Source organism: Prauserella sediminis (assembly GCF_014195435.1).
In the GTDB taxonomy this organism is placed as follows: domain Bacteria; phylum Actinomycetota; class Actinomycetes; order Mycobacteriales; family Pseudonocardiaceae; genus Prauserella; species Prauserella salsuginis.
In genome coordinates, this window is the sequence record NZ_JACIBS010000001.1 from 649894 (window position 1) to 673453 (window position 23560).

Below are 23560 nucleotides of genomic sequence, written 5' to 3' on the forward strand. Positions count from 1 at the left end.
CGCCCTCGGGGTGGTGGTGGCCGGGAGACGGGCGGACGCAGAACACGCGGTGCTGAGTGCAGAACACGCGCGAGGAGACAGTCGCGCGCCAGCGCGTCCTTGAGGGCGGTGGCCGGGCGACGGGCGGGAGCAGGACACGCGGGCGTCAGCGCACGCGTTCGCCGCACCGCCAGACTGCCCAGGTGAGCGGGACGCCGGGACGGTAGGCGAGGTGGGTGGCCGACGGGGCGTCGAGCACGTGCAGGTCGGCGCGCGCACCGGCGCGCACCACCCCGACGGCCCCGTCACCCGTGTCGCGGTGCAGGGCCCGCGCGCCGCCCGCGGTCGCCGCCCACACGGCCTCGCGCACGGAAAGGCCCATCTGCAGCACGGCGGTCGCGACGCAGAACGCCATCGACGTCGTGTACGAGCTGCCCGGGTTCGCGTTGCTGGCGAGCGCGACGGTCGCACCGGCGTCCCACAGTCTCCGCGCCGGTGCGAGCGGCTGGCGGGTGGACAGGTCGCACGCCGGCAGCAGGGTCGCGACGGTGGCGGACGAGGCGAGCGCCTCGACGTCCTCGTCGGTCAGATACGTGCAGTGGTCGACACTCGCCGCGCCGCCCCGCACCGCCAGCTGCACACCGGGGCCCTCGCCGAGCTGGTTGCCGTGCACCCGGACGCCGAGGCCACGCGCAGCTGCCGCTGCCACGATGCGCTCGGACTGCGTCTCGTCGAACGCGCCGTCCTCGCAGAAGACGTCCGCCCAGCCGGCGTACGGGGCGACGGCGTCGAGCATGTCGCCGCAGACGAGATCCACATAGGACTCCGCGTCCGCTCCCTGCGGCACGAGGTGGGCGCCGAGGTAGGTCACCTCGTCGGCGTGCCGGGCGGCGATGCGGGCTGACCGGGTCTCGTCGGCGATCGTCAAGCCGTAACCGGTCTTCGTCTCCAGGCACGTGGTTCCCTGGCGTGCGGCCTCGTCGAGGTGGGCCACCAGGTTCGCCTCAAGGGCGTCGTCACCTGCAGCGCGGGTGCGCGCAACGGTGGTGGCGATCCCGCCTGCCTGGTACGGCTCGCCCGCCATCCGGGCCTCGAACTCGGCGGTGCGGTCGCCCGCGAACACGAGGTGCGTGTGGCTGTCCACCCAGCCGGGCAGCACGGCGCGGCCGCCGACGTCGACGGCCGCGTCGGCACTGGGCGCGGCGGCGGACTCGCCCACCCAGGCGACGCGGTCGGCCTCGAGGACGACCGCGGCGTCGTGCAGGATGCCCAGTCCGGGGTCGTTCGTCGTCAACTCTCCGATCCCCGTGACCACAGTGGACGTCGGGGATGCGGCTGCGGCGTGTGCGTTCGGGGTCATAGGAGCTTTCCGATCTCGGCCGCCAGGTCGGTGGCGGGACGTTCGATACGAGTGTGCACCCCGTCACGTACCACGGTCCGGCCTGCGACGAGCACGTCGGTGACGTCGGCACCGGTCGCGGCGAGCGGCACGCCGTCGGGTGCCGCGCCCGCGGTGCGGACCGAGTCGAGGCGCACGGTCACGAGGTCGGCCTGCCCGCCCCGTTCGATCCGGCCGACGTCGTCGAAGCCGATCGCACCGTGGTCTGTCGCCGCGGCGAGCAGCTCGGTGACGGCGAACCTGCCGCGTGCCTCCGCGGCCAGGCGTTCGTTCAGTTCGAGGGCGCGTGTCTCTTCGAAGGCGTCGACGACGGCGTGACTGTCGCTGCCGAGGCACAGCCGCACCCCGGCGGCCGCCAGGGCCGAGGCGGGCCCGATGCCGTCGCCGAGGTCGCGTTCGGTCGTCGGGCAGAAGCACGCGCGCGTCCGCGACGCACCCAATGTCGACATGTCGTCGTCGGTGAGGTGCGTCGCGTGGACGGCGGTGGTGCGCTCCCCCAACACGCCGTGGCGTGCCAACAGCGCCGTCGGTGTCACGCCGTGCACCCGCAGGCAGTCGTCGTTCTCGGCGCGCTGCTCGGACAGGTGGACGTGCAGCGGCCTGTCGCCGGCCCACTCGGCCACGGTCGACAGCTCCGGCGCGGGCACGGCACGTACCGAGTGCGCCGCCGCACCGACGACGACGTGGTCGCCCTCCGGCCGGAACGCGCCGGCCCTGGACGCCCAGCCGTCGGCGTCGCCGTCACCGAACCGCAGCTGGACGCCCTCGAGCGGCGTGTCGGGTCCGCCTGCCAGGTAGCAGGTGTCGAGCAGGCAGATCCGGATGCCGGCGTCGGCCGCCGCCGCGACGAGTGCGGCGCTCATCGCGTTCGGATCGTCGTAGCGTTGCCCATCGGGACCGTGGTGCAGGTAGTGGAACTCGCCGACACTGGTGTAGCCGGCGAGCGTCATCTCCGCGTAGACGGCCCTGGCGAGGCGGTAGTACGAGTCCGGGTCGAGCCGCTCCGCCAGCCGGTACATCAGCTCGCGCCACGTCCAGAACGTGCCGCGGTCACCGTGCGTGCGCCCGCGTAGCGCGCGGTGGAAGGCATGCGAATGCGCGTTGGCCATGCCGGGCACGGTCAGCCCCGGCAGCGTCCGGCCACGCGGTGGCCGCCCGGGTTCGACCGCGACGATCACCCCGCCCGACACTTCGACGCCCACGCTCTCGGCCACCCCGCCCGGCAGCCAGGCGTACTCGCACCAGTACTCGGTCACCGCACCTGCGGTCCCGCCCGCCTGCTCAGCGCTCATCGGCACCTCGCCCGCCGGGCTCGCCTGGCCGCTCACCGGGACAGCCTCGCCAGCACGGTGGCCAGCGCCTCGGCGCCGGCGTCCACATCGGAGGCCTCGGCGAACTCCTCGGGCGCGTGGCTGACGCCGGTCGGGTTCCGCACGTACAGCATCGCCGCGGGTACGTGCGCCGACAGCACCGCCGCGTCGTGCCCCGCGCCGGTGGGCAGTGCGGGTACGTCGCCGAGCTCGGCCGATAGCTCGTCACGCAGCGCCGGGTCGAACACCACCTCGTCGCTCCACGATTCCTCGCGCAGCTCGACGGTGCAGCCCTCCGCCTCCGCGGCGGCCCGCGCCGCGGCCTCGACGTCGCGCACGACGGACGGCACGTCCGGACCTCGCGCGTCGAGCCAGACGTCCACGGTGGAGGCGATGACGTTGGTGCCACCGGGGTTCGGCGCGAGCCTGCCAACCGTGGCGCGCGTGGCGGGGGCGGACGCGGCGATACGGCGCACGGCGGCGACGGTCTCCGCGGCGGGCAGCATCGGATCCCTGCGGTCGTCCATCGGCGTCGCGCCGGCGTGGTTGCCCTGGCCCGCGAACGTCAGCCGCCACCGGCCGTGGGCGATCACGGTGCTGCCGACGGCGACAGGCCCGCCGAGGTCGACCAGCCCGCGACCCTGTTCGACGTGCAGTTCGACGAAGCGGCCGATGCGGCCGACGAGCTCGGGGTCGGCGCCGATGCGCTCCGGGTCGAGGCCGCTGCGCCGCGCGGCGTCGGCGAACGTGACACCGTCGGGATCACGCAACCGCAGCGCCTTCTCCGCGGGCAGCGATCCGGTCGACAGCCGCGATCCCAGGCATGGCACGCCGAACCGGCCTCCTTCCTCCTCGCCGAACACGACGACGGCCAGTGGTTTCGCCGGAGTCACGCCTCGTTCGCGCATGATGTCCACTGCCGACAGTGCGCTCACCACACCGAGTGGCCCGTCGAACGCGCCGCCACCGGGCACCGAGTCGAGGTGACTGCCGGTGACGACGGCGTCCGGGCCGGGGCCTCCCCACCACGCCCACAGGTTGCCGTTGCGGTCCTGTTCGAGGTCGAGTCCGCGACGCCGCGCCTCACCGGCGAACCACTCGCGCAGGTCGAGCTCGGCGGTGTCGAACACGTGCCGGGAGTATCCGCCGCGCGTGCGATCGCGTCCGACGTCGGCGATGTCGGCGAGCAGTCCGCTCGCGGTCACGTCCGCCATCGTCACTCCCGCATCGGGACGGTCAGGTCACCGCTGACGGCAGCCTCGGCCGCGCGGTCGTACCCGGCGTCGACGTGCCGCAGCACGCCCATGGCCGGGTCGTTGCTGAGCACCCGTTCGAGCTTCTGCGCGGCCAGCTCCGTCCCGTCGGCGACCGTGACCTGGCCCGCGTGGATCGACCGGCCCATGCCGACGCCGCCGCCGTGGTGGATGGACACCCAGGTCGCGCCCGACGCGGTGTTGATGAGCGCGTTGAGCAGCGGCCAGTCCGCGATCGCGTCGGAACCGTCCATCATGGACTCGGTCTCCCGGTACGGCGAGGCGACGCTGCCCGAGTCGAGGTGGTCGCGGCCGATGACGACCGGCGCCGAGAGCTCCCCGTTGGCGACCATCTCGTTGAACCGCAGGCCCGCGAGGTGCCGCTCGCCGTGGCCGAGCCAGCAGATCCGCGCGGGCAGGCCCTGGAACGACACCCGCTCGCCCGCCATGCGGATCCAGCGTGCGAGGGACTCGTTCTCGGGGAACAGCTCCAGCACCGCCCGGTCGGTGGCCGCGATGTCGGCAGGGTCGCCGGACAGCGCCGCCCACCGGAACGGGCCCTTGCCCTCGCAGAACAGCGGGCGGATGTAGGCGGGCACGAAGCCGGGGAAGTCGAACGCCCGCTCGTAGCCGGCGGTCTGGGCCTCACTGCGCAGCGAGTTGCCGTAGTCGAACACCTCGGCGCCGCGGTCCATGAACCCGACCATCGCCTTCACGTGTTCGGCCATCGACTCCCGCGCCCGGTCGGTGAACTCGTCGGGCTTGGCGGCGGCGTAGTCGTGCCAGTCCCCGACGTCCACACCGGACGGCAGATAGGAGAGCGGGTCGTGCGCGGACGTCTGGTCGGTAACGATGTCGACGTCGACGTCCCGGCGCAGCAGCTCGGGCAGGATCTCGGCGGCGTTGCCGATCACGCCGACCGACAGCGCACGCCGGTCGGACCTGGCCGCCGTCACGCGGGCGATCGCGTCGTCCAGGTCGGTGGCCAGCTCGTCGAGGTAGTCGGTTGCGAGCCGGCGCTGCGCGCGGTGCGGATCGCATTCGATCACCAGAGCCACACCGTCGTTCATCGTCACCGCAAGCGGTTGCGCGCCGCCCATGCCGCCGAGACCCGCGGTGACGGTCAGCGTGCCGGCGAGCGTGCCGCCGAAGCGCTTCTCCGCCACGGCCGCGAACGTCTCGTACGTGCCCTGCAGGATTCCCTGGGTGCCGATGTAGATCCACGACCCGGCGGTCATCTGGCCGTACATCGTCAGGCCCAGGTTCTCCAGCCTGCGGAACTCCGGCCAGTTCGCCCAATCGCCGACGAGGTTGGAGTTGGCGATGAGCACGCGCGGCGCCCACTCGTGCGTGCGGAGCACGCCGACGGGTTTGCCGGACTGCACGAGCAGCGTCTCGTCGTCGGCCACGGTGGACAACGTGCGGACGATGGCGTCGTAGCTGGCCTGGTTGCGGGCGGCCTTGCCGGTGCCGCCGTAGACGACGAGGTCCTCGGGCCGCTCGGCGACCTCGGGGTCGAGGTTGTTGCGCAGCATCCGCAGCGCGGCCTCGGTCTGCCAGTTCTTGGTGGTCAGGCTCATGCTTCCTCCACACAGTTCTGCACGGCACCGGAAGCGATCAGCTCCTCTGCCGCGGCGATCTCGGGGGCGAGGTGACGGTCGGGGCCGGGGCCGCCGACGCGGGTGCGCAACAGGTCGCGAACCGCGCCCGTCACCGGAGCGGGCTCCAGCGGCGCGCGCAGGTCGAGCGCTCGCGCGGCGGTGAGCAGCTCGACGGCCAGTACGGTGCGCAGGCCGTCGATGCCGCGGCGGAGCTTGCGCGCCGCCGACCAGCCCATCGACACGTGGTCCTCCTGCATCGCGCTGCTCGGGATGGAGTCGACCGACGACGGCGTGGCCAGCCGCTTGAGCTCGCTGACGATGCCGGCCTGGGTGTACTGGGCGATCATGTGGCCGGAGTCGACGCCCGGGTCGTCGGCGAGGAACGCGGGCAGGCCGTGCGAACGGGCGACGTCCAGCATCCGGTCGGTGCGGCGTTCGGCGATCGACGCGACGTCCGCGACCGGGATCGCGAGGAAGTCGAGCACGTACCCGAGCGGCGCGCCGTGGAAGTTGCCGTTGGACTCCACACGCCCGTCGGCGAGCACGACCGGGTTGTCCACGGCGGAGACCAGTTCGCGGTCGGCGACCGCCTCGGCGTGGGCGAGCGTGTCCCGCGCGGCGCCGTGTACCTGCGGTGCGCACCGGAGTGAGTAGGCGTCCTGCACCCGGGTGCAGTCGGGGCCGCGATGGCTGGCGACGATCTCGGAATCGGCGAGCGCCTCCCTCATCCGCCGAGCCGAGACGGCCTGCCCCGGGTGCGGGCGCAGCGCCTGCAGGTCGTCGGCGAACACGCGGTCGGTGCCGAGCTGCGCCTCGACGCTCATCGCCGCGGTCACGTCCGCGACGTCGAGCAGCCCGGCGAGGTCGCGGGTAGCCAGCGCGAGCATGCCGAGCATGCCGTCGGTGCCGTTGGTGAGCGCGAGCCCCTCCTTCTCCGCCAGCGTGACCGGGGTGATCCCGGCGTCGCGGAGCGCGTCCGCGGCGGGCCGGACAGCGCCGTCGGCCGTGACGACCTCGCCCTCCCCCATCAACGCGAGCGCGACCGCGGACAGCGGAGCGAGGTCGCCGGAACAGCCGAGCGAACCGTACTCGGGCACGACCGGGGTGATGCGCGCGTTGATCAGCGCGGCAAGGGTGTCGACGGTCGAGGTCCGCACCCCGGTGTGGCCGGTGGTCAGGGTGCGCAGCCGCAGCAGCATGAGCGCGCGCACCACCTCGGTCTCGACGGCCGGTCCGGCACCGGCGGCGTGCGAGCGGATCAGCGAGCGCTGCAGGTCGGCCCTGCGCTCCGGCGGGATACTGCGCACGGCCAGCGCGCCGAAGCCGGTCGACACGCCGTACGACGGCGTCGTCGCGTCGGCCAGGGCGTCGACGTGCGCGCGGGCGGTGGCGACGTTCTTCCTCGCCACGGTGTCGACCGTCACCCCGGCACCGGCGCGGGCGACGGCGACGACGTCCGCGCGGCTCAGCGGGGCGGATCCGATCACTACCTCGTTCGGCTCGTTCGGCATGCCCTCATTGCACCGCGGGAAGGGCCTGCCCATCAGTGTCGGCGGTACGATTTCTGTCTCGAATCTCAGACAGGAGGCATGATGGCGCAGGACAAGCCGTTTGGGCAGAGCGAGTACGCCGCCCAGGGAAACGTGCCTGCGCTGCGGCGCGGGCTCGCATTGCTCGGTGTGCTGGCGCGGCACCCGGGTCCGGTGTCGGCGGCGACGCTGGCGCGCGAGGCAGGCGTACCCCGGTCGTCGACGTACCACCTGCTCACCGAACTGCAGGCCGCCGGATTCGTGGTCCATCTGCCCGCCGAACGGCGGTACGCGCTCGGGATCGCCGCGTTCGAGCTGGGCTCTTCCTACCTGCGGCACGATCCACTCGAACGGCTCGCGGGGCCGATCCTGCGGCGACTGGTCGACGAGACCGGGCACACGGCACACCTGGGCGTACTGCACGGGCGCGAGCTGGTCTACCTCATCAAGGAACGCCCTCCGCAGCCGCAGACGGTCGTCACCGACGTGGGCGTCCGACTGCCCGCCCACCTGACGGCCTCGGGTAGGGCGATGCTCATGCACCTACCGAAGCCCCAGGTCAGAGCGCTGTTCCCGGCGGCATCGGCGTTCGTGCGCCGCACCGGCCGGGGTCCGCGGAGCCTGGCCGAGCTGCGGGCGACGCTCGCCGCCCATGAGCGGCTCGGCTGGGCGGTCGAGGACGGCCACGTGACCGCCGAGTTCGCCTCCGTCGCGTACCCGGCCTTCGACCACGGCGGCCGCCCGCTGGCGGCGATCAGCCTGACCTTCCGGCACCGGTGCACCGACGAGAACGATCGGTCCGAAAAAGCGGCCGACATCGAATGCGGCGAGACCTGGCCGGACCTCGCCGGCCGGGTCCGCCGCGCCGCGGGCGAACTCACCACCCGCGTCGGCGGGCTGCCTCCCGCCACGTGAGCGGACGCGCCGTGCGAGTCGCCCGCGGGCGGCTCCGGGCGCGTCGGTTCCGCGACCGGCACAGGTTCCGGTTCCCACGCCGGAACGGACGGATCGGCCCGAACGGCGGTTGCCGCTGCACTGTTCGGAGCAACGCCCGTTGCTCGGCGCACTCGCCGATCGGCAGGCGTTCAAAGGTCGTTCATCGCAACCTGCGCAGCGGGACATGTCGGACGTGTGGGGTGAATTCGACCTTCCCGGACTTCGAAGGAGCGCCAGTAATGGTCGAACGACCCACCACTCCCTCCAACCTGTCCCGCCGCGGTTTCCTCCGCAGCGGAGCCGCCGTCGGCGCCACCTCCGCGCTGCTCGGTATGATGGGCGCCACGACCGCGTCGGCCAAGTCCGGCCGCGGTCCGCGACAGGCCGAAGACAACGGCGGGTACGGCCCGCTCGAGCCGGCACCCGGGGGCGAGCTGCTGCTGCCTGCCGGTTTCTCGTATGTCGCGTTCGGACACACGGGAACGCCGATGAGCGACGGCAGGCCCACGCCGGGCATGCACGACGGCATGGCCGCGTTCGCCGACGAGGACGGGCGCATCCGCCTGGTGCGCAACCACGAACAGAGCGAGGGCGCGGCGTTCGCCTCGCCGTCGTACGACCCGGCCGCCGCGGGCGGTACCACCACGATGGTGTTCGATCCGGAGAAGATGGAGCTCGTCGACACGTTCCCGAGCCTCACGGGCACGATCCGCAACTGTGCGGGCGGCCCGACGCCGTGGGGTTCGTGGCTCTCGTGCGAGGAGACGTTCACCGGCCTCGACGTCGACACCCCGCACGGGTATGTCTTCGAGGTTCCCGCCGGTGCGGACGGCCCCGTGGATCCGGTGCCGTACAAGGAGATGGGCCGGTTCACGCACGAGGCCGTCGCGATCGACGAGGCGACGGGCATCGTGTACCAGACCGAGGACCGCGGCAGTGCCGGGTTCTACCGGTTCGTGCCGAACAAGCCGGGCGAGCTTGCCGCCGGCGGCAAGCTGCAGATGCTGGCGATCAAGGACAAGCCCGGGTTCGACACGCGGCTCGGCCAGAAGCCGAACCGGACGCTGCCGGTGGAGTGGGTCGACATCGACGACCCGGACCCGGACAGCGACGACAGCCTCGCCGTGGCGCGGCAGGGCTGGGACAAGGGCGCCGCCGTGTTCGCGCGCCTCGAGGGTGCCTGGTTCGGCGGCGGGTCGATCTACCTGGTCTCGACCAACGGCGGCGACGCGGGCATCGGTCAGGTGTGGGAGTACCGGGCGCGTGGCGACTCGGGCGGTCAGCTCGTGCTGGTGTACGAGTCGACGAACCCGGACCTGCTCGAGAGCCCGGACAACATCTGCGTCTCGCCGAACACGGGCGGGCTGGTGCTGTGCGAGGACGGCAGCGGGAAGGATCTGCTGCGCGGTGTGACGAACCGGGGCGAGATCTTCGACCTCGCGGAGCTCAACTCGTCGAACACCAGCGAGCTCGCCGGTGCGACGTTCTCCCCGGACGGGAAGATCCTGTTCTTCAACGTCCAGTCCCCTGGCATCACCTACGCCGTCACCGGGCCATGGGAGCGCGGAGCGCTCTAAACAAGCCGGCAGCGCGGAGCGCTCTGAACAAGCCGGCAGCGCGCCACGCTCTGAACAAGCCGGCAGCGCGGCGCGCTCTGACGAACCCGGCGGCGCCCCGTGCTCTTGCCGGAGCAGGCGGCACGGGGCGCTGTGGCCGGTCCTGACGACGTTGCCCCCGTCGGCGAGCGGCCAACCGGATCGCCGACGGGGGCAGGGAACCGTACTTTCCGGTAGCATCGGGCCATCCCGTTCGGTTCGATCGGCTCCGCGAGGTGACCGGCCGTCGGCGCAGCGACTCCGCGAGCCGAATCGAGCAGCGCGTTCCGGGGAACGCACCGAACGGGATGGTCACGTAGGCAGCCTGCCAGGAAGGGCGATGGACGACAGTTGTAGTACCGGCACCCGGACCGTGAGCGAGAGCACCGCGAGGTGCCGCACATGATCTGGGCCCTCAGCCTCCTGCTCGGAGTCGTCATCATCCTGGCCGTGATCGCGGCGAACGGCTATTTCGTGGCGCAGGAGTTCGCCTACATGGCCGTCGACCGCTCCCGGCTGGCCGCCCTGGCCGAATCCGGGAACCGCGCGGCCCAGCGGGCGCTGGCGATCACGCGCCGCACGTCGTTCATGCTGTCCGGCGCGCAGCTCGGCATCACCGTGACGGGCCTGCTGGTCGGTTACGTCGCCGAACCCCTGGTCGGCAACGCACTGGGTACTGCGCTGGGTGGTGTCGGCGTTCCCACCTCGGTCGGCATCGCCGTCGGCACCGTGGCCACGCTGGTGCTCTCGACGCTGGTGCAGATGCTCATCGGTGAGCTGTTCCCGAAGAACCTGGCGATCGCCGCACCGGAACGCATCGCGCTGTGGCTCGCCGGTTCGACGACGCTGTACCTGACGCTGTTCGGCTGGCTCATCTGGATCTTCGACGCCGCGTCGAACGCGCTGCTGCGACTGCTGCGTATCGAACCGGTCCACGACGTCGAGCATTCGGCCACCGCGCGCGATCTCGAACACATCGTGGCCGACTCGCGCGCCACCGGTGACCTGCCCACCGAGCTGTCGGTGCTGCTCGACCGTGTACTGGACTTCCCCGACCAGGACGTCGAACACGCGATGAACCCCCGGGCGCGCGTCGACGTCGTCACGGCCGACACGCCGATCTCCCGAGTGCGGGAACTCATGGCGCACGGCCACACGCGCTACCCAGTGCTCGACGTGGCAGCCGACGAAGTCCTGGGTGTGGCCGAGTTGGCGGCCGTGTTGACCCGGCCGGCCGACGACGAGGCGCCGGTGTCGGAGCTGTGCCGCCCTCCGTTGCTGGTGCCGACCACCATGTCGCTGCCGGATGCCTACGCCCGGCTGACCGTGACCCGCAACGAACTGGCGTGTGTCCTCGACGAGTACGGCGGGTTCGCCGGCATCCTCACGATCGAGGATCTGGCCGAGGAACTCGTCGGCGAACTGCAGGACGAACACGACGCGCCGGAACCACCGCCCGTGACGGTCCAGGACGACGGCACCTGGTTGGTCAACGGTGACGTGCACGTCGACGAGGTGGAGCGTGCTGTTGAGCACGACCTGCCTTCGGGAGACGTGGAAACGGTCGCCGGCCTGACGATCGCCGCCCACGGCGCGCTCCCCGCCACCGGAACGACCGTGCTGATCGATCTGCCGCAGTCGGGGGCCGAACTGGCAGAACCGGAACCGCCAGCACCTCCGGTGCTGCGCGTGGACGTACTCGACGTCGACCGCCACGTGCCGTCGCGGCTCCGCCTCACGCTCCAGCAGGCCGAGGCGGCAACCGGTGAGGACGGCGGGCCCGGCGGATCCGACCGGGAGGAGGCGCGATGAGCAACCCCTGGATCGTGGTCGCCGTGACGGTGCTGATCATCGTCGCCAGCGCCTTCTTCGTGGCGGTCGAGTTCGCCACGCTCGGGGCGAAACGCCATCGCCTCGAGGAAGCCGCCACGACGAGCCGTTCGGCGCGAGCCGCACTGCGCAGCTCCCGCGAACTGACCCTGCTGCTGGCCGGCTGCCAGCTCGGCATCACCGGCGCCACCCTGGCACTCGGCGCGGTCGCCAAACCCGCCGTGCACCACTGGCTCACTCCGCTGATCGAAACGCTCGGTGCGCCCTATTGGGCCGCCGACGCGGCGGCGTTCACGTTCGCGCTCCTCGTCATGACGTTCCTGCACCTGGTGGTCGGCGAGATGGCACCGAAGTCCTGGGCGATCGCACACCCGGAGCGTTCCGCGACGATGCTCGCGCTGCCCGCCCGCGTGCTGGTGGCAACGACGCGCCCGCTGCTGCTGACCATCAACACCGCGGCCAACCGGCTGGTGCGGCTGACCGGCGTCACTCCCGCCGACGAGGTCGCGACAGGGCAGAACCCCGAGGGGCTGCGGCAACTCGTGAAGCACTCCGCCGAGACGGGAACCCTCGACGGCCTGTCGTCGACCCAACTGTCCGGTGCCCTGGACCTGCAGCGCGTCACGGTGCGCGACATCGCATCCGGATCCCCGGTCACGGTGCCCGCGCATGCCACGGCCCTCGACGTCCGCAACGCAGCCCGCGAATCCGGCCACCGGCGCATCCTCGTGGGCGAGCGTGATCCGCGCTCGGTCGTCCACGTTCGTGACACGCTGCTGCTCGCCGACGACACACCGGTCACACAGGTGGCATACCGTGTTCTCGATCTTCCACCGGACACGCCGCTCTACACGGCACTGGCCCGGATGCGGGAGACCTCGCAACACCTCGCTGTGGTCCACACCACCGACGGTCCGGTCGTGGTCACGATCGCCGACATCCTGGGCCGGGTACTTCCCGGCGAGTCCACCACTGCGGACGCCCACAGCTCCTGACCCGAGTCGCAGCGCCCGGCGGTCGGACCGCCACGGCACGGCCGGCAGGCGGACGTTGGCGATCCGAGTGGGGCCGCTGTCCGACTGCGTCATCCCAGGCGACGGCCTGGCCGGATGCCGCCGCCTTCGCCCGGGACGCCGCCGAGAGCGCCGCTGACGGCGAGCGGCTCTCTCGGCGCCCCGCAGCATCTGCAGGCGTCCGACAGCCCGCCCAGCCCGAGGAAATCTCGCCCGCGAGATTTTGTGTGTACACAACCTTCCTTGCGCCGATCCGGGGATTCCGAGTCGAATTATTCACGAATAATGCGCAGTCTGATAATGGCACCTCACGTGCGACTCGAAACATTTCCAACCGGGCGTTAATGTGAGGCGAATCGCAGTGATCGATACAGTTATCGTCACCGGCCGCCGCGGTGGTCGAACCGGAAACATGTGGTCACCACTACCTGCACGTAAGCCCGAGAGTGCCGCAACCACAGCGTGTTCGATGATCTACGAATCTCGAACAACCTCTTGACGGCCACCCGAGAATGGGGCAACCTGAGGTCGCTCGATCAGGCGATGTCGATTGATCGCGACAACTGGGGGTCGCTGACAACCTCGCACACTCGACAGTTCATTCTTCAATTTCCCACAGTCGGTGGAGGCAATGAAGCAGTACATCGGCGCGCGTTTCGACGCGCGCACTCACAGTCATGCCGAAAACAATTCTCTCAGCCCCACGAACGATTCCACGACGACGATCCGGATCGAATCCACGACAGGATCGTGGCCGGGCCTCACACTCGACGACCTGCCCGCCGCGATCAACGACTGGCGAACCGAGCGAAGCCGGGTCCACGCCGAGGCCGGGGCCGCTGATCATGCGGTGATCGATGTGCTGGCACAGCACGGTTTCGTGCTCGACCCGGTCACATTCGCGCAGCGCACCGAGCCGGATGCGCCCGTGGTGCTGACCCGCGATTTCGCCGTCCCCGCCACCGCATGCGAGTGGCTTCCCCGCATTCCACCGGACGGCATCGACGCCGACGGGATCGTACTGACCCATCCGCACCCCGACGACCTGGCGGACCTGCTCGCCTGTGAGCAGGATCCCGGGGCGCGGCTGCATGCCCTCACCGAACCACTGGACCGGCAGGCACTGATCGAGCTGCTGGGCTCGGCCTACTACCGATGGCGAGTCGGTCCGGCCTCGTTCCTGATCGCCCGCGCATCGCCCGCAGGTCCCCCGCTCGCGAAGTTGTCGGTGCGCCGCGTCGTCCCACCGGGAGTTCTCGACGTGGGGTACGTGACCATGCCTGCCCACCGCGGCAAGGGAGTCTCCACCCGCGCCGTACGGGGCTTCACGCGATGGGCCTTCACCGCTGCCCCGGTCCAGCGGATCGAACTCGGCGTGAAGCCGGCCAACCGCCGATCCGCTGCGGTCGCCGAGCGCTCCTCCTACCACTGCGAATCCGTCCGGAAAGGACGACTGAGCAATCTCGACGGGAGCTACTCCGATGAACTCAGCTACGTCGCACTCCGACACGAGTGGACGCATCACCGCGACAAGGGCCGCGGCGCCCAACAGCCGCAACGTCAGTGAGCTTCCCGCGGCCGAGCCCGACCGAATCCATCGCCCGGACTCGGTGGACGAGCTGGTGTCCCTGGTGCGCGAGGGCTGCAGCGGCGCCGGTGGGTTCCGGGCGGTGAGCAGCGGTTTCAACTGGGGCCTGGGTTCCGCATCGGGCCCGATTCCCGGCCAGCACCTCGTTGATCTGTCTGCTTTGGACACTGTCAGGACGATCGACGTCGAACGCGGCTACGCGATCGTCGAAGCAGGAGTGACGCAGGCGCAACTCTGCGACGCGCTGACAGGATCGGGGCGGTTCCTCAACTGCACCGCGTCCTCACCGGAAACGTCCGTGCTGGGGAACACGATGGACCGCGGTGTCGGCCTCCGGCACCAGCGGACCGAGGACCTCCTCGGACTCGAGATCGTGACCGCAGCCGCCGACGTCGGCACCGTCGGCTGGTGGCCACCGGGTTCCGGGCTGGCACCCAACAAGTACGGCCTCGGCCCGTCGTCGGTTCAGGTGTTCCCGCAGTCGACGCTCGGTATCGCGACCGCCGCCGTCGTCCGGCTGCTGCCGACCCCGGAGGAGACCAGCGTGCTGACCTTCACCGCGGCCGACGATAGCTACGACGCGCTGATCGAGGTACTGCGTGGTGCCGTGCGCGATCGGCTGAGCGACGCCGTGATCAAGGTCTACGACGCCGATTCCTCCGACATCTACGGCGGAAACGCCACCGTGACCGGGCACATCTGCCTCGACGGCAGCGCGGACGTCGTCTCGGCCAAACGTGCCGACCTCGCGGGCAGGCTCGCATCGATCGGTGCCCGGGTGCTGCCGGAGGACGAGTTCGCCGACGATCCGCTCGCAGGTGCCGTCGCCCGACTGTACCGGGGTGACGTGTCCAAGAGCGAAAGCATCGTGCGGGCCTCACTGGGACGGTCCACTCACGAAGCGGATGCGGCCGGCCGGGGCTGGATCTTCGTGCTGCCGTTCGTTCCCTTCACCGCCGCCGACCTGGGCAACGCCCGCGGCATCGTGCGCGAGGCCGGCACCCGACACGGTGTCGAGGTCGGCACCACCGTCAACGTCCTCGGCCACGACGTGGTCGACCTCGTCATCGCCATCCGATTCGACCGTGCTTCGGCGAACGCGACGGAGGCCGCCCACCGGGCATCGGACGAGATCCAGCGCGCACTCGTCGACGCCGGCTACCCGCCGTACCGACTCGACACCGCGCACCACCGGAGCGACGTCGCCCCGGGTACCGACCTCAACGCCGTCGTCGCCGCCCGGCTCAAGGACGCGCTCGACCCCACCGGCCTGTTCGGGCCGTCCCGGTACTTGTCCTGACCACCCCGACCTTCGAGCAGGAGACGAAGATGATCCAGAACTCTGCGGACTACGACGTCGTCGTGATCGGCGCCGGCCCAGCGGGGTCGACCGCGGCCCGGCAGGCCGCCCTGGCAGGCCTTCGCGTGCTGATCATGGACAGGGACCCGTTCCCGCGATTCCACATCGGGGAGTCGCTGTTGCCGTACATGAGCGGGCTGCTCAACCAGCTCGGTCTTCTCGAGCCGATGCGCATGCAGGGCCACCCGGTCAAGAGCGGCGCCGAGTTCAGCGACACCGGGGGACGGTTCCATCGCGTGTGCTTCACCGACCAGGGACCGGGCCGATTCCACACGACGTTCCAGGTCGAGCGTTCCCGCTTCGACCAGTTCCTCCTCGACTCGGCTGTCGAGGCAGGGGCCACCGTCCGGCTGCAGGCCGAGGTCGATGACATCGACCTCGCCGCAGCGTCGGACCACGACGCGCCCCACGTCGTGCACTACACCGGTCCCGACGGCGCTGCGAGGCAGGTACGCGCGTCGGTGCTGATCGACGCCAGCGGCCGCACCGGCCTGATCTCGACCAAGCTGGGCCTGCGCAAACCGGTGGAACGGTTGAAGATGGTGGCGCTCTACCGGCACTACACGGGTGTCAGGGAGGAGTTCAACCCCGGGTGGCGCGGGGACGTCCAGATCGGGAACCACGCCGAAGGATGGGTGTGGGCGATCCCGAACTCCGAGGGCACACTCAGCGTCGGGTCGGTCATGCGCAAACCGACCCTCCGCGCTGCCGGCGACCGCGAGCAGCTGCTGTCCACACACATCTCGCGTATCCCCCGCATCGTGGAACGGCTGGGAACGGCGCGGCCGCAGGGACCGGCCCGGCAGGAGTCCGACTTCTGCTACTACGCGGACCAGGTCGTCGGGAACCGCTGGTTCCAGGTCGGCGACGCCGCCGCATTCGTCGACCCGATCTTCTCCGGCGGTGTCTACCTCGCCATGACCACCGGCATGCAGGCCAGCGTCGAGGCCGCGGCCATTCTGGACGGTTCGAGTACCGCCGACGAGTCGGCAGGCCGCTTCACGAGCCTGTACAAGACCGGATACGACACCTATTTCCGCCTGGTTCAGGGCTTCTACGAGTACGAGTTCGACTTCGGCCGACTGAAGTCGGAACTGCCGGACACCGTGGACGACAAATCGGTGTCGCTGCTGCTGGGCGGCGATTTCTGGGGACAGGCGAACACGTTCGCGTCCGAGCTCCGGTCGGTGCCGCGCTGGGACCTGTTCGAGCCGTTCGAGGTGCACTACGGCTGCCCCGCGTATCCCGAGCTCGAACGCGCCGAGCGCACCGGGACGCCCGTCGAGGTGGGCACGGCATGACGGCGGCGAACACGACCGCAGACCCTCGGTGGGACGAAGCCGATCACGCCGACACGGTCCGTGCCGACATGGTGATCGTGGGCGGCGGCGTTCCGTCGCTCGTGCTCGCGGCGGGCGTCGCCCGGGCCGCACCGGACCTGGACGTCATGGTGCTCGAACGTGCCCCGCGCACGGCGCGGAATCGGCAGGGCGTGCTGGTGCATCCCGCGACGCAGGTCGTGCTCCGGCGAGCCGGGATGACGGCCGTCCCGGACGACGCTGCCGGCCGGATCGAGTACCTCGAGGAGTTCCGGCACCGGCGGCGGGTCGGGCGGTTCGACACGCGGCGGCGCACCACCGACGGGCAGGTCCACACCCCGTACAACATCGGCCTCGACACGCTGGCGGACGCCGTGTTCCCGGTGCTGGCCGCAACCCCCAATGCCGCCTGCCACTACGGGGTCGACCTGTCCGAGGCCGTTCGCCAGGACGACGAGTGGACCCTGCTGACCGCCGGAGCTGACGGGCCGCAGCGGGTACGTACCCGCCTGCTCGTCGCGGCGGACGGCCGCGACTCACCACTGCGCCAGGGCGTCGATTTCGGCGTGACACGCCGGCTGTTCCCCGGGCGTGTCGACGTCGTGGCGGTGCCGGTGCGGCGGCAGGGACCGCCGGCGATCAGCATGGTCGTCGGCGATCACGACGCCACGACGATCGTGGACAACGGTGTCGGCCCGAACCCGCTCCTGTTCGACATGCAACCCGACGGCACGGCCCCGGACCCCGCGGCCGTACGACTGCGCCCGCAGGCACGACGCCGGGCCGAGGCCGTGGGTCTCGGCCTGCCGGACGACGTGGAGCCTCTGCTGACCACGAGCCTGCGCTCCAGCACGGTGCGCTGCGGAACCTGGTACCGCGACGATCTGTTGTTGCTCGGGGATGCGGCCCACGCGATGCACAATCTCGGCGGGCAGGGCTTCAATCTCGCGGTGCAGAACGCCGCCGCCCTCGTGGACCCGGTGCACACGCTGCTGCGCACCGGGTCCGCTGCCGAGGTCGAGAACCTCCAGCGGTTCCGGTTGCCCTACATCACCGCCCTGCAGGAGCGCCAGGACGACTTCTTCGACGCACTCGCCGCGGGCGAGCCACCCGCCGACGGGTGGCTGGACCCGTTGCACGAGTCACTGACGACGGGCCAACCCGGTCTCGACCGCTACATCGAGCCGCTGAAGGAGCTGATCCGCCATGCATGACGGGAACATGCAAACGCTGCTGGCCGTGACGGCGGCGCTGCTCGTCATCGTCGTCGCCGCTCAGGTGTGCGGACGAATCGCCGTGAAGGTGGGACAGCCCGCCGTCGTAGGCGAAATGGTGTCCGGGATCCTGCTCGGGCCGACCGCCCTCGGCGCATTCGCCCCCGGTTTCAGCGGATACGTGTTCTCCGAGGCCACGAAACCCACCCTGTACGTGATCGCCATGGTGGGGCTGAGCCTCTACATGTTCCTCGTGGGGTTGGAGCACGAACACCATCCCGCTTCGCGCAGGGAGGCCGTGCTCCCGGTCGTCCTCGCCGCGGCCGGGCTGCTGTGCCCGTTGCTCGCGGGCGGCGCAGCCGCGCTCTATCTGGAGGCCGACTTCCGACCGGAGGGCGTGAGTCTCCCGCTGTTCGTGCTGTTCGTCGGCGGAGCGCTGGCGGTCACCGCGTTCCCCATGCTCGCCAGGGTGCTGCAGGAACGCGGCATGGTCCACACCGATTTCGGTGGAGTGGCCACCCGTGCCGCCGCCATCGACGACGCACTGGCCTGGTGCGTGCTCGCCGTCGTCGGTGCGCTCGCCGTGCACGGGAACGTCCTGGATTCGTGGAAGACCATCGTCCCGGCCGCCGGGTTCGCCGTCGCCGCCTTCCTGATTCTGCCGAGAATCTTCAGAAAGCCGATGACACGCGCCGTCCGGGAGGGGCACGTCGACGACCGCCTGCTGGTCGCACTGCTCGGACTTGTGCTCGCTGCGGCGTGGTTCACCGATTACATCGGGATCTACTCCGTGTTCGGCGGGTTCATCTGCGGCGTCGCCCTGCCACGGGTGCGCGGGTTCTCGGCTCTGCTCAACGCGCGGCTGTTGCAGGCGGTGCGCTGCCTGTTCCTGCCGGTGTTCTTCGCCTTCTCCGGACTGAACACGGATCTGACCGGTGCGTTGAACGCCGACTATCTCGCCGCCCTCGGCGTGGTCTTCGCGGCGGCCTTCGTCTCCAAGGCGATCGCCTCGCTAGGGGTGTTGCGAGCGTTCCGCTGGGGATGGGGCGAGTCGGTCGCGATGGGCGGACTCATGAACGCACGCGGCCTGATGATCCTCATCTTCATCAACATCGGCCTCGCCATCGGCGTACTCGAAGAGAGGTTGTTCTCCATCCTCGTGCTCATCGCCGTGCTGACGACGGCCGTGGCGATGCCGTTCTACCGACTCCACTTCACACCGACCCGCGAACAGGACGCACGCGACCGATGGGCGGCCCGGCACTCGCCCGCCGACCCGGACCGCCGATTCCTCCAGGCCGCCGCGACCGGATGACTCCGCCCGGCGACCGGTGCGTGTGGACACACCGAACAAGGGAGCGACGATGAGAACCGAGCCACTGATCCCGGTACGTATCACCGGAGTCGTCGACGAAAGCGCCGACGTGAAGACCTTCACTCTCGAACCGACAACGGCCGATGTCCGTCTCTCGCACGCAGCCGGCCAGTTTCTGACCCTGAAACTTCCGGTCGACGGCCAGGCGCCGATCACGCGCACCTACTCCATCTCGAGCTGTCCGGTCACCGACCGGCGACTCGCCGTCACGGTGAAACGCGCCGCAGGCGGCGTCGGCTCCAACTGGCTCTACGAGGATGCCGCCGTCGGAACGGTGCTGCACACCTATCCACCCGCCGGTGCGTTCACCCTCGACCCGTCGGACCGGGTCGTGCACCTGTTCGCCGCAGGCGTGGGGATCACCCCGATCATCTCGCTGTGCAAGTTCGCCCTGGCGAGCACGGACCGTCCCGCACTGCTGCACTACACGGTCCGCGACCACGACGATGCGCCGTTCCTCGAGGACATCCGCCTGCTCGAACGTGCCTACCCCGGTCGACTCGCGGTCGAGGTCCACGCCAGCGACGAACGGGGGCGCCTGAACGCCTCGACGATCCGTTCCGTGACCGAACACGAGCCGAACCCCGTGTCGTACGTGTGCGGCCCGGACGGCTACACGCGACTGGTCGTGGACACGCTCACCACACTGGGCCGGCCGGCGGACGCCATTCGCACCGAGTCGTTCGGCCCCTCCCCAGTGGCCGGAGGCGAGGGTTCCGGTGTTGCAGGGGCGAGCGGCACCGACCGCCGGGCATCGACCGCACGCGTACGGCTGGATGGCGCGGAAACCGTGATCCCGTGGCCTGCCGACACGCCCCTCATCGAGGCGCTCGATGCCGCGGGCATCGTCGCTCCCAGTTCATGCCGGCAAGGCGAATGCCTGACGTGCGAGTGCCGGATCGTGGCCGGCAACGCAAGCATGCGCCGCAACAACGTGCTCGACGACGAGGACATCGCATGCGGTTACGCCCTGGCCTGTCAGCTGATTCCGCACGACTCCGACGTCACCGTCGCGTTCTCGTGACCACCGACCGTATGCCCGTCGTCATCGCCCCCTGTTCCGGCGAGGAAAGGCCGTCATGACACCGCCCTCCGAAAACGACCGAACCGGCACCACTGCCCCTGCCACACCCACGGTCTCCTCGACGGACGCCTCGCCGGGCCGGTGGTGGACCGTCGACGTGCCGCTGGACACCCTGCCGGGGCTGCCCCGGCTGCCCGCGTGGCTGCGAGCCCGGCTCGACGAAGCACTCGAGCTCCCCGCGGCGCAGCAGCCCGAGTGGCCCGATCCCGAGCTCACCCGCCACGCGCGTTCGGTCCTGGAGAATGTCCCGCCGCTCACGGTGCCTGCCGAAGTGGACCGGTTGCGGCGGCAGCTCGCCGATGTCGCCGCAGGCAAGGCGTTCCTGTTGCAGGGCGGCGACTGTGCCGAAACGTTCGAGTCGAACACCGAAGCGCACATCGAAGCGAATGTACGGACGCTGCTGCAGATGGCCGTCGTGTTGACCTACGGTGCGAGCCTGCCGGTCGTGAAGGTCGGCCGGATCGCGGGCCAGTACGCCAAGCCCCGGTCGAAGTCGACCGACACCGAGGGCTTGCCGGTGTATCGCGGCGACATCGTGAACTCGGCGGTGGCCGATCCGGTTCTCCGCGTGCCCGACCCCGGACGAATGATCAGGGCGTACGCCAACGCGGCCGCCGCGATGAACCTCGTCCGCACGATGACCGGCGAAGGCATGGCCGGCCTAGGACGGGTGCACGACTGGAACAAGGACTTCGTCCGCACCTCGCCGGCGGGCGCGAGATACGAGGCACTGGCCACGGAGATCGAGCGTGCGCTCCGGTTCATGTCGGCCTGCGGGGTCGACGACGGTTCCCTGCACTCGACCGAGATCTTCGCGAGCCACGAAGCGCTGCTGCTGGACTACGAGCGAGCACTGCTGCGCCTGCACGAGACCGAGCGGGACGAGCCGCGGCTGTACGGCCTCTCGTCACATTTCCTGTGGATCGGTGAACGCACCCGCCAGCTCGACGAGGCCCACATCGCGGTCGCCGAACTGCTCCACAACCCGATCGGCGTGAAGCTCGGTCCGGATGCCAGACCTGAAGAAGCGGTCGAGTACGCCACGCGGCTCGATCCGCGACGCGAGCCGGGCAGGCTGACCCTGATCACCCGGATGGGAAGCGACCGGATCCGAGACGTGCTGCCTCCGATCGTCGAGAAGGTCGAAGCGTCGGGACATCAGGTTGTCTGGCAGTGCGACCCGATGCACGGCAACACGTACTCGTCCGGAACCGGATACAAGACCCGCCACTTCGATCACGTCGTCGACGAGGTGCAGGGATTCTTCGAGGTGCACCGCGCACTGGGCAGCCACCCCGGTGGCATCCACGTCGAGCTGACAGGTGAGGACGTCACCGAATGCCTCGGCGGAGCCCAGGACATCTCCGACGTCGACCTTGCCGGCCGGTACCAGACGGCCTGCGACCCCCGGCTCAACACTCAGCAGTCGCTGGAACTGGCGTTCCTGGTGGCGGAGATGCTGCGCGGATGAGCACGCGGTGCCCGCGGGTGCTACGCCGCCGCGCTGTGCAGCCGGACGTCGGCGACGCCCGTGCCTGCTTCGGCCGCCAACGCGAGTGTCGTGTCGAGCAGGCCGGGGAACCGGCCTTCGAAATCGTCGCTGCGTAGCCGTACGAAGCACCGCTTTCCCTCTTCGCGGGTGCGGGTGATGCCCGCGGACCGCAGGACCTTGAGGTGGTGACTCAGCGTCGAGTTGGCGACCGGCGCGTCCAGGTCGCCCCATGCCCGTTCCTCGCCGTCGCTCAGCAGCCTCACCAGGCCCAGGCGGATGGGATCGGCGAGGGCGTGCATCACCGTCGGCAGGTCGAGGTCCTCCATCGCGGGGTGTGTTGCGGCGGCCATGCGGTCGATCATACTATGAACCCCGATTGTTCGATGTTCGTCGAAGATAGAAATGAGGAACCATGTCGAGCCACCGCACCTCGACGCTCAGCGTTGCCGGTTACCCGGTCTGGCTCCTGTGCTTGTTCGTCGGAATGCTTGCCCTGGGCACCGACGAGTTCGTGATCTCGGGGATCCTGCCGGACGTGGCCCGTGATCTCGGGGTCACGCCGGGAACCGCCGGTCTGCTGGTGACGGCCTTCGCGATCGCCTTCGCCGCGGGAGCGCCGATCCTGGCGTTCCTCACCGACCGGCTCGACAAGAAGGCGGTACTGACCTGGTCGCTGGTGATCTTCGCCGTTGCCAACGCCGCCGTCGCGATCAGCGACGATTTCGTGCTCACCCTGATCCTCCGGGTCGTGGCCGGACTCGCGGCCGCCGCCGTCTCCCCGACCTGCATGGTGATCGCCGGTATGGGAGCACCGGAAGGCAAGAGCGGCCGGTACCTCGCGGTCGTCACAGCCGGTCTGACCGTGGCGCTGTTCACCGGCGTGCCGTTCGGCGCGTTCCTCGGTGACGTCCTGTCGTGGCGCGCGACCTTCGCACTGATCGCCGTCATCGGCGCACTGGTGGCCGCGCTCAGCGCCGCACTCGCGCCGTCGGTGCCCGGCGGCCCCGTCACCGGCATCGCCGCGCGGCTCGCTCCGGTCCGCAACCCACGGGTGCTCGCCCTGGTCGCGGCGATGTTCCTGTCCGGTGCGGGCGGCCTGATGTTCTACAGCTACCTCGGCACGATCTTCACCGAGCAGCTCGACGCCACCGCAAGCGACGTCACGGTGGCACTGCTGGTCGTCGGCCTGGTCGGCGTCGTGGCCGTGTTCTTCGGCGGCGCACTCAGCGACCGGCTGTCCCCGCGGCCGGCACGGCTGATCGTGCTCGGCGGCCACTGCCTGGCCCTGGGGGCGCTGGCGGCCTATCTCGCCTCCGGCGCCGGTTTCGGCCTGACGTTGTTCCTGTTCGTCGCCGTGTGGTCGGTTTTCGCGTGGGCGCTGAGCCCGGTCATCCAGGCCGGCATCATGAGCGTCGCCGACGACCAGCCGATGCTCGCCATGTCGCTGGGCATTAGTGGCCTCTACGGCGGCAGCGCACTCGGTGCCGCACTCGGCGGCTACCTGGTCGACAACTACGGCCCCGCCGCCATCCCGCTCGTCGGCACCGTCTGGCTGGCCATCGGCGTCGCCTGCGCCCTGGTCCGCCCGGCCCCGGCCGCCGACACGACCGAGGACACCGAGACACCGGTCTCGACGAACGCGGCCTCGTGAACCACGACGGGCCGAACCACCGAAGGCCGCGC

Annotated in this window: 18 protein-coding genes; 12 read left to right on the forward strand and 6 right to left on the reverse strand. The window is 70.4% G+C overall.

Translation table 11 applies throughout. The annotated features are described in order from the left end of the window. Positions 1 to 145 precede the first annotated feature (145 nt). The 5 genes from hutI to hutH form a co-directional block, all read right to left on the reverse strand. Positions 146 to 1339 (reverse strand): imidazolonepropionase, encoded by a 1194-nt coding sequence (gene hutI, locus FB384_RS02900; protein ID WP_183778920.1) that lies wholly within the window; start codon positions 1337 to 1339, stop codon positions 146 to 148. Next, positions 1336 to 2634, reverse strand: coding sequence for a formimidoylglutamate deiminase (locus FB384_RS02905; protein ID WP_183784854.1), 1299 nt, complete (start codon positions 2632 to 2634; stop codon positions 1336 to 1338). The genes hutI and FB384_RS02905 overlap by 4 nt, the downstream gene beginning before the upstream one ends. A gap of 68 nt (positions 2635 to 2702) precedes the next feature. Further along, positions 2703 to 3893 carry an allantoate amidohydrolase gene (locus FB384_RS02910; RefSeq protein ID WP_183784856.1) on the reverse strand — a complete coding sequence of 397 codons (1191 nt, stop codon included), beginning with the start codon at positions 3891 to 3893 and terminating at the stop codon, positions 2703 to 2705. Positions 3894 to 3904: 11 nt separating this feature from the next. Next, positions 3905 to 5521: a urocanate hydratase gene (locus FB384_RS02915; protein ID WP_183778921.1), complete on the reverse strand. Its 1617-nt coding sequence runs from the start codon at positions 5519 to 5521 to the stop codon at positions 3905 to 3907. Further along, complete coding sequence (gene hutH / locus FB384_RS02920; protein ID WP_183778922.1) at positions 5518 to 7053, reverse strand: histidine ammonia-lyase; 1536 nt, start codon at positions 7051 to 7053, stop codon at positions 5518 to 5520. Before hutH ends, FB384_RS02915 begins: the two co-directional genes overlap by 4 nt. A 78-nt stretch (positions 7054 to 7131) precedes the next feature. Here hutH and FB384_RS02925 point away from each other — a divergent pair, with 78 nt between their 5' ends. The 11 genes from FB384_RS02925 to FB384_RS02975 all read left to right on the forward strand — a co-directional run bounded on the left by FB384_RS02925 (position 7132) and on the right by FB384_RS02975 (position 21856). Continuing rightward, positions 7132 to 7986 (forward strand): IclR family transcriptional regulator, encoded by an 855-nt coding sequence (locus FB384_RS02925; protein WP_228725947.1) that lies wholly within the window; start codon positions 7132 to 7134, stop codon positions 7984 to 7986. Positions 7987 to 8246: 260 nt separating this feature from the next. Further along, positions 8247 to 9584, forward strand: a complete 1338-nt coding sequence (locus FB384_RS02930) for an alkaline phosphatase PhoX (protein ID WP_183778923.1) — start codon at positions 8247 to 8249, stop codon at positions 9582 to 9584. 420 nt (positions 9585 to 10004) lie between these two features. After that, positions 10005 to 11414: a hemolysin family protein gene (locus tag FB384_RS02935; protein ID WP_183778924.1), complete on the forward strand. Its 1410-nt coding sequence runs from the start codon at positions 10005 to 10007 to the stop codon at positions 11412 to 11414. Beyond that, a complete protein-coding gene (locus FB384_RS02940; protein ID WP_183778925.1) occupies positions 11411 to 12427 on the forward strand; it encodes a CNNM domain-containing protein in 1017 nt (338 codons plus the stop codon). The genes FB384_RS02935 and FB384_RS02940 overlap by 4 nt, the downstream gene beginning before the upstream one ends. Positions 12428 to 13076: 649 nt before the next feature. Next, on the forward strand, positions 13077 to 14012 hold the full coding sequence (locus tag FB384_RS02945; RefSeq protein ID WP_183778926.1) for a GNAT family N-acetyltransferase: 936 nt from the start codon (positions 13077 to 13079) through the stop codon (positions 14010 to 14012). Then, the gene (locus FB384_RS02950) at positions 13927 to 15333 is read left to right on the forward strand and encodes an FAD-binding oxidoreductase (RefSeq protein WP_183778927.1); all 1407 of its coding nucleotides are present in this window, start codon (positions 13927 to 13929) and stop codon (positions 15331 to 15333) included. Before FB384_RS02945 ends, FB384_RS02950 begins: the two co-directional genes overlap by 86 nt. 29 nt (positions 15334 to 15362) lie before the next feature. Then, entirely contained in the window at positions 15363 to 16694 is a 1332-nt protein-coding gene (locus tag FB384_RS02955; RefSeq protein ID WP_183778929.1) for an NAD(P)/FAD-dependent oxidoreductase, read from the forward strand. Next, positions 16691 to 17926, forward strand: a complete 1236-nt coding sequence (locus tag FB384_RS02960) for an FAD-dependent oxidoreductase (protein ID WP_183778931.1) — start codon at positions 16691 to 16693, stop codon at positions 17924 to 17926. The genes FB384_RS02955 and FB384_RS02960 overlap by 4 nt, the downstream gene beginning before the upstream one ends. Next, entirely contained in the window at positions 17919 to 19241 is a 1323-nt protein-coding gene (locus tag FB384_RS02965) for a cation:proton antiporter (protein ID WP_183778933.1), read from the forward strand. Before FB384_RS02960 ends, FB384_RS02965 begins: the two co-directional genes overlap by 8 nt. 49 nt (positions 19242 to 19290) lie before the next feature. Beyond that, positions 19291 to 20325: an iron-sulfur cluster-binding domain-containing protein gene (locus tag FB384_RS02970; protein WP_183778935.1), complete on the forward strand. Its 1035-nt coding sequence runs from the start codon at positions 19291 to 19293 to the stop codon at positions 20323 to 20325. A gap of 55 nt (positions 20326 to 20380) precedes the next feature. Further along, positions 20381 to 21856 (forward strand): class II 3-deoxy-7-phosphoheptulonate synthase, encoded by a 1476-nt coding sequence (locus FB384_RS02975; RefSeq protein WP_183778937.1) that lies wholly within the window; start codon positions 20381 to 20383, stop codon positions 21854 to 21856. A gap of 20 nt (positions 21857 to 21876) precedes the next feature. On the opposite strand, the gene FB384_RS02980 is transcribed toward FB384_RS02975, so the two are convergent. Then, the gene (locus FB384_RS02980) at positions 21877 to 22227 is read right to left on the reverse strand and encodes an ArsR/SmtB family transcription factor (protein ID WP_183778939.1); all 351 of its coding nucleotides are present in this window, start codon (positions 22225 to 22227) and stop codon (positions 21877 to 21879) included. 62 nt (positions 22228 to 22289) lie between these two features. Here FB384_RS02980 and FB384_RS02985 point away from each other — a divergent pair, with 62 nt between their 5' ends. After that, positions 22290 to 23528 (forward strand): MFS transporter, encoded by a 1239-nt coding sequence (locus FB384_RS02985; RefSeq protein WP_183778941.1) that lies wholly within the window; start codon positions 22290 to 22292, stop codon positions 23526 to 23528. Positions 23529 to 23560 lie beyond the last annotated feature (32 nt).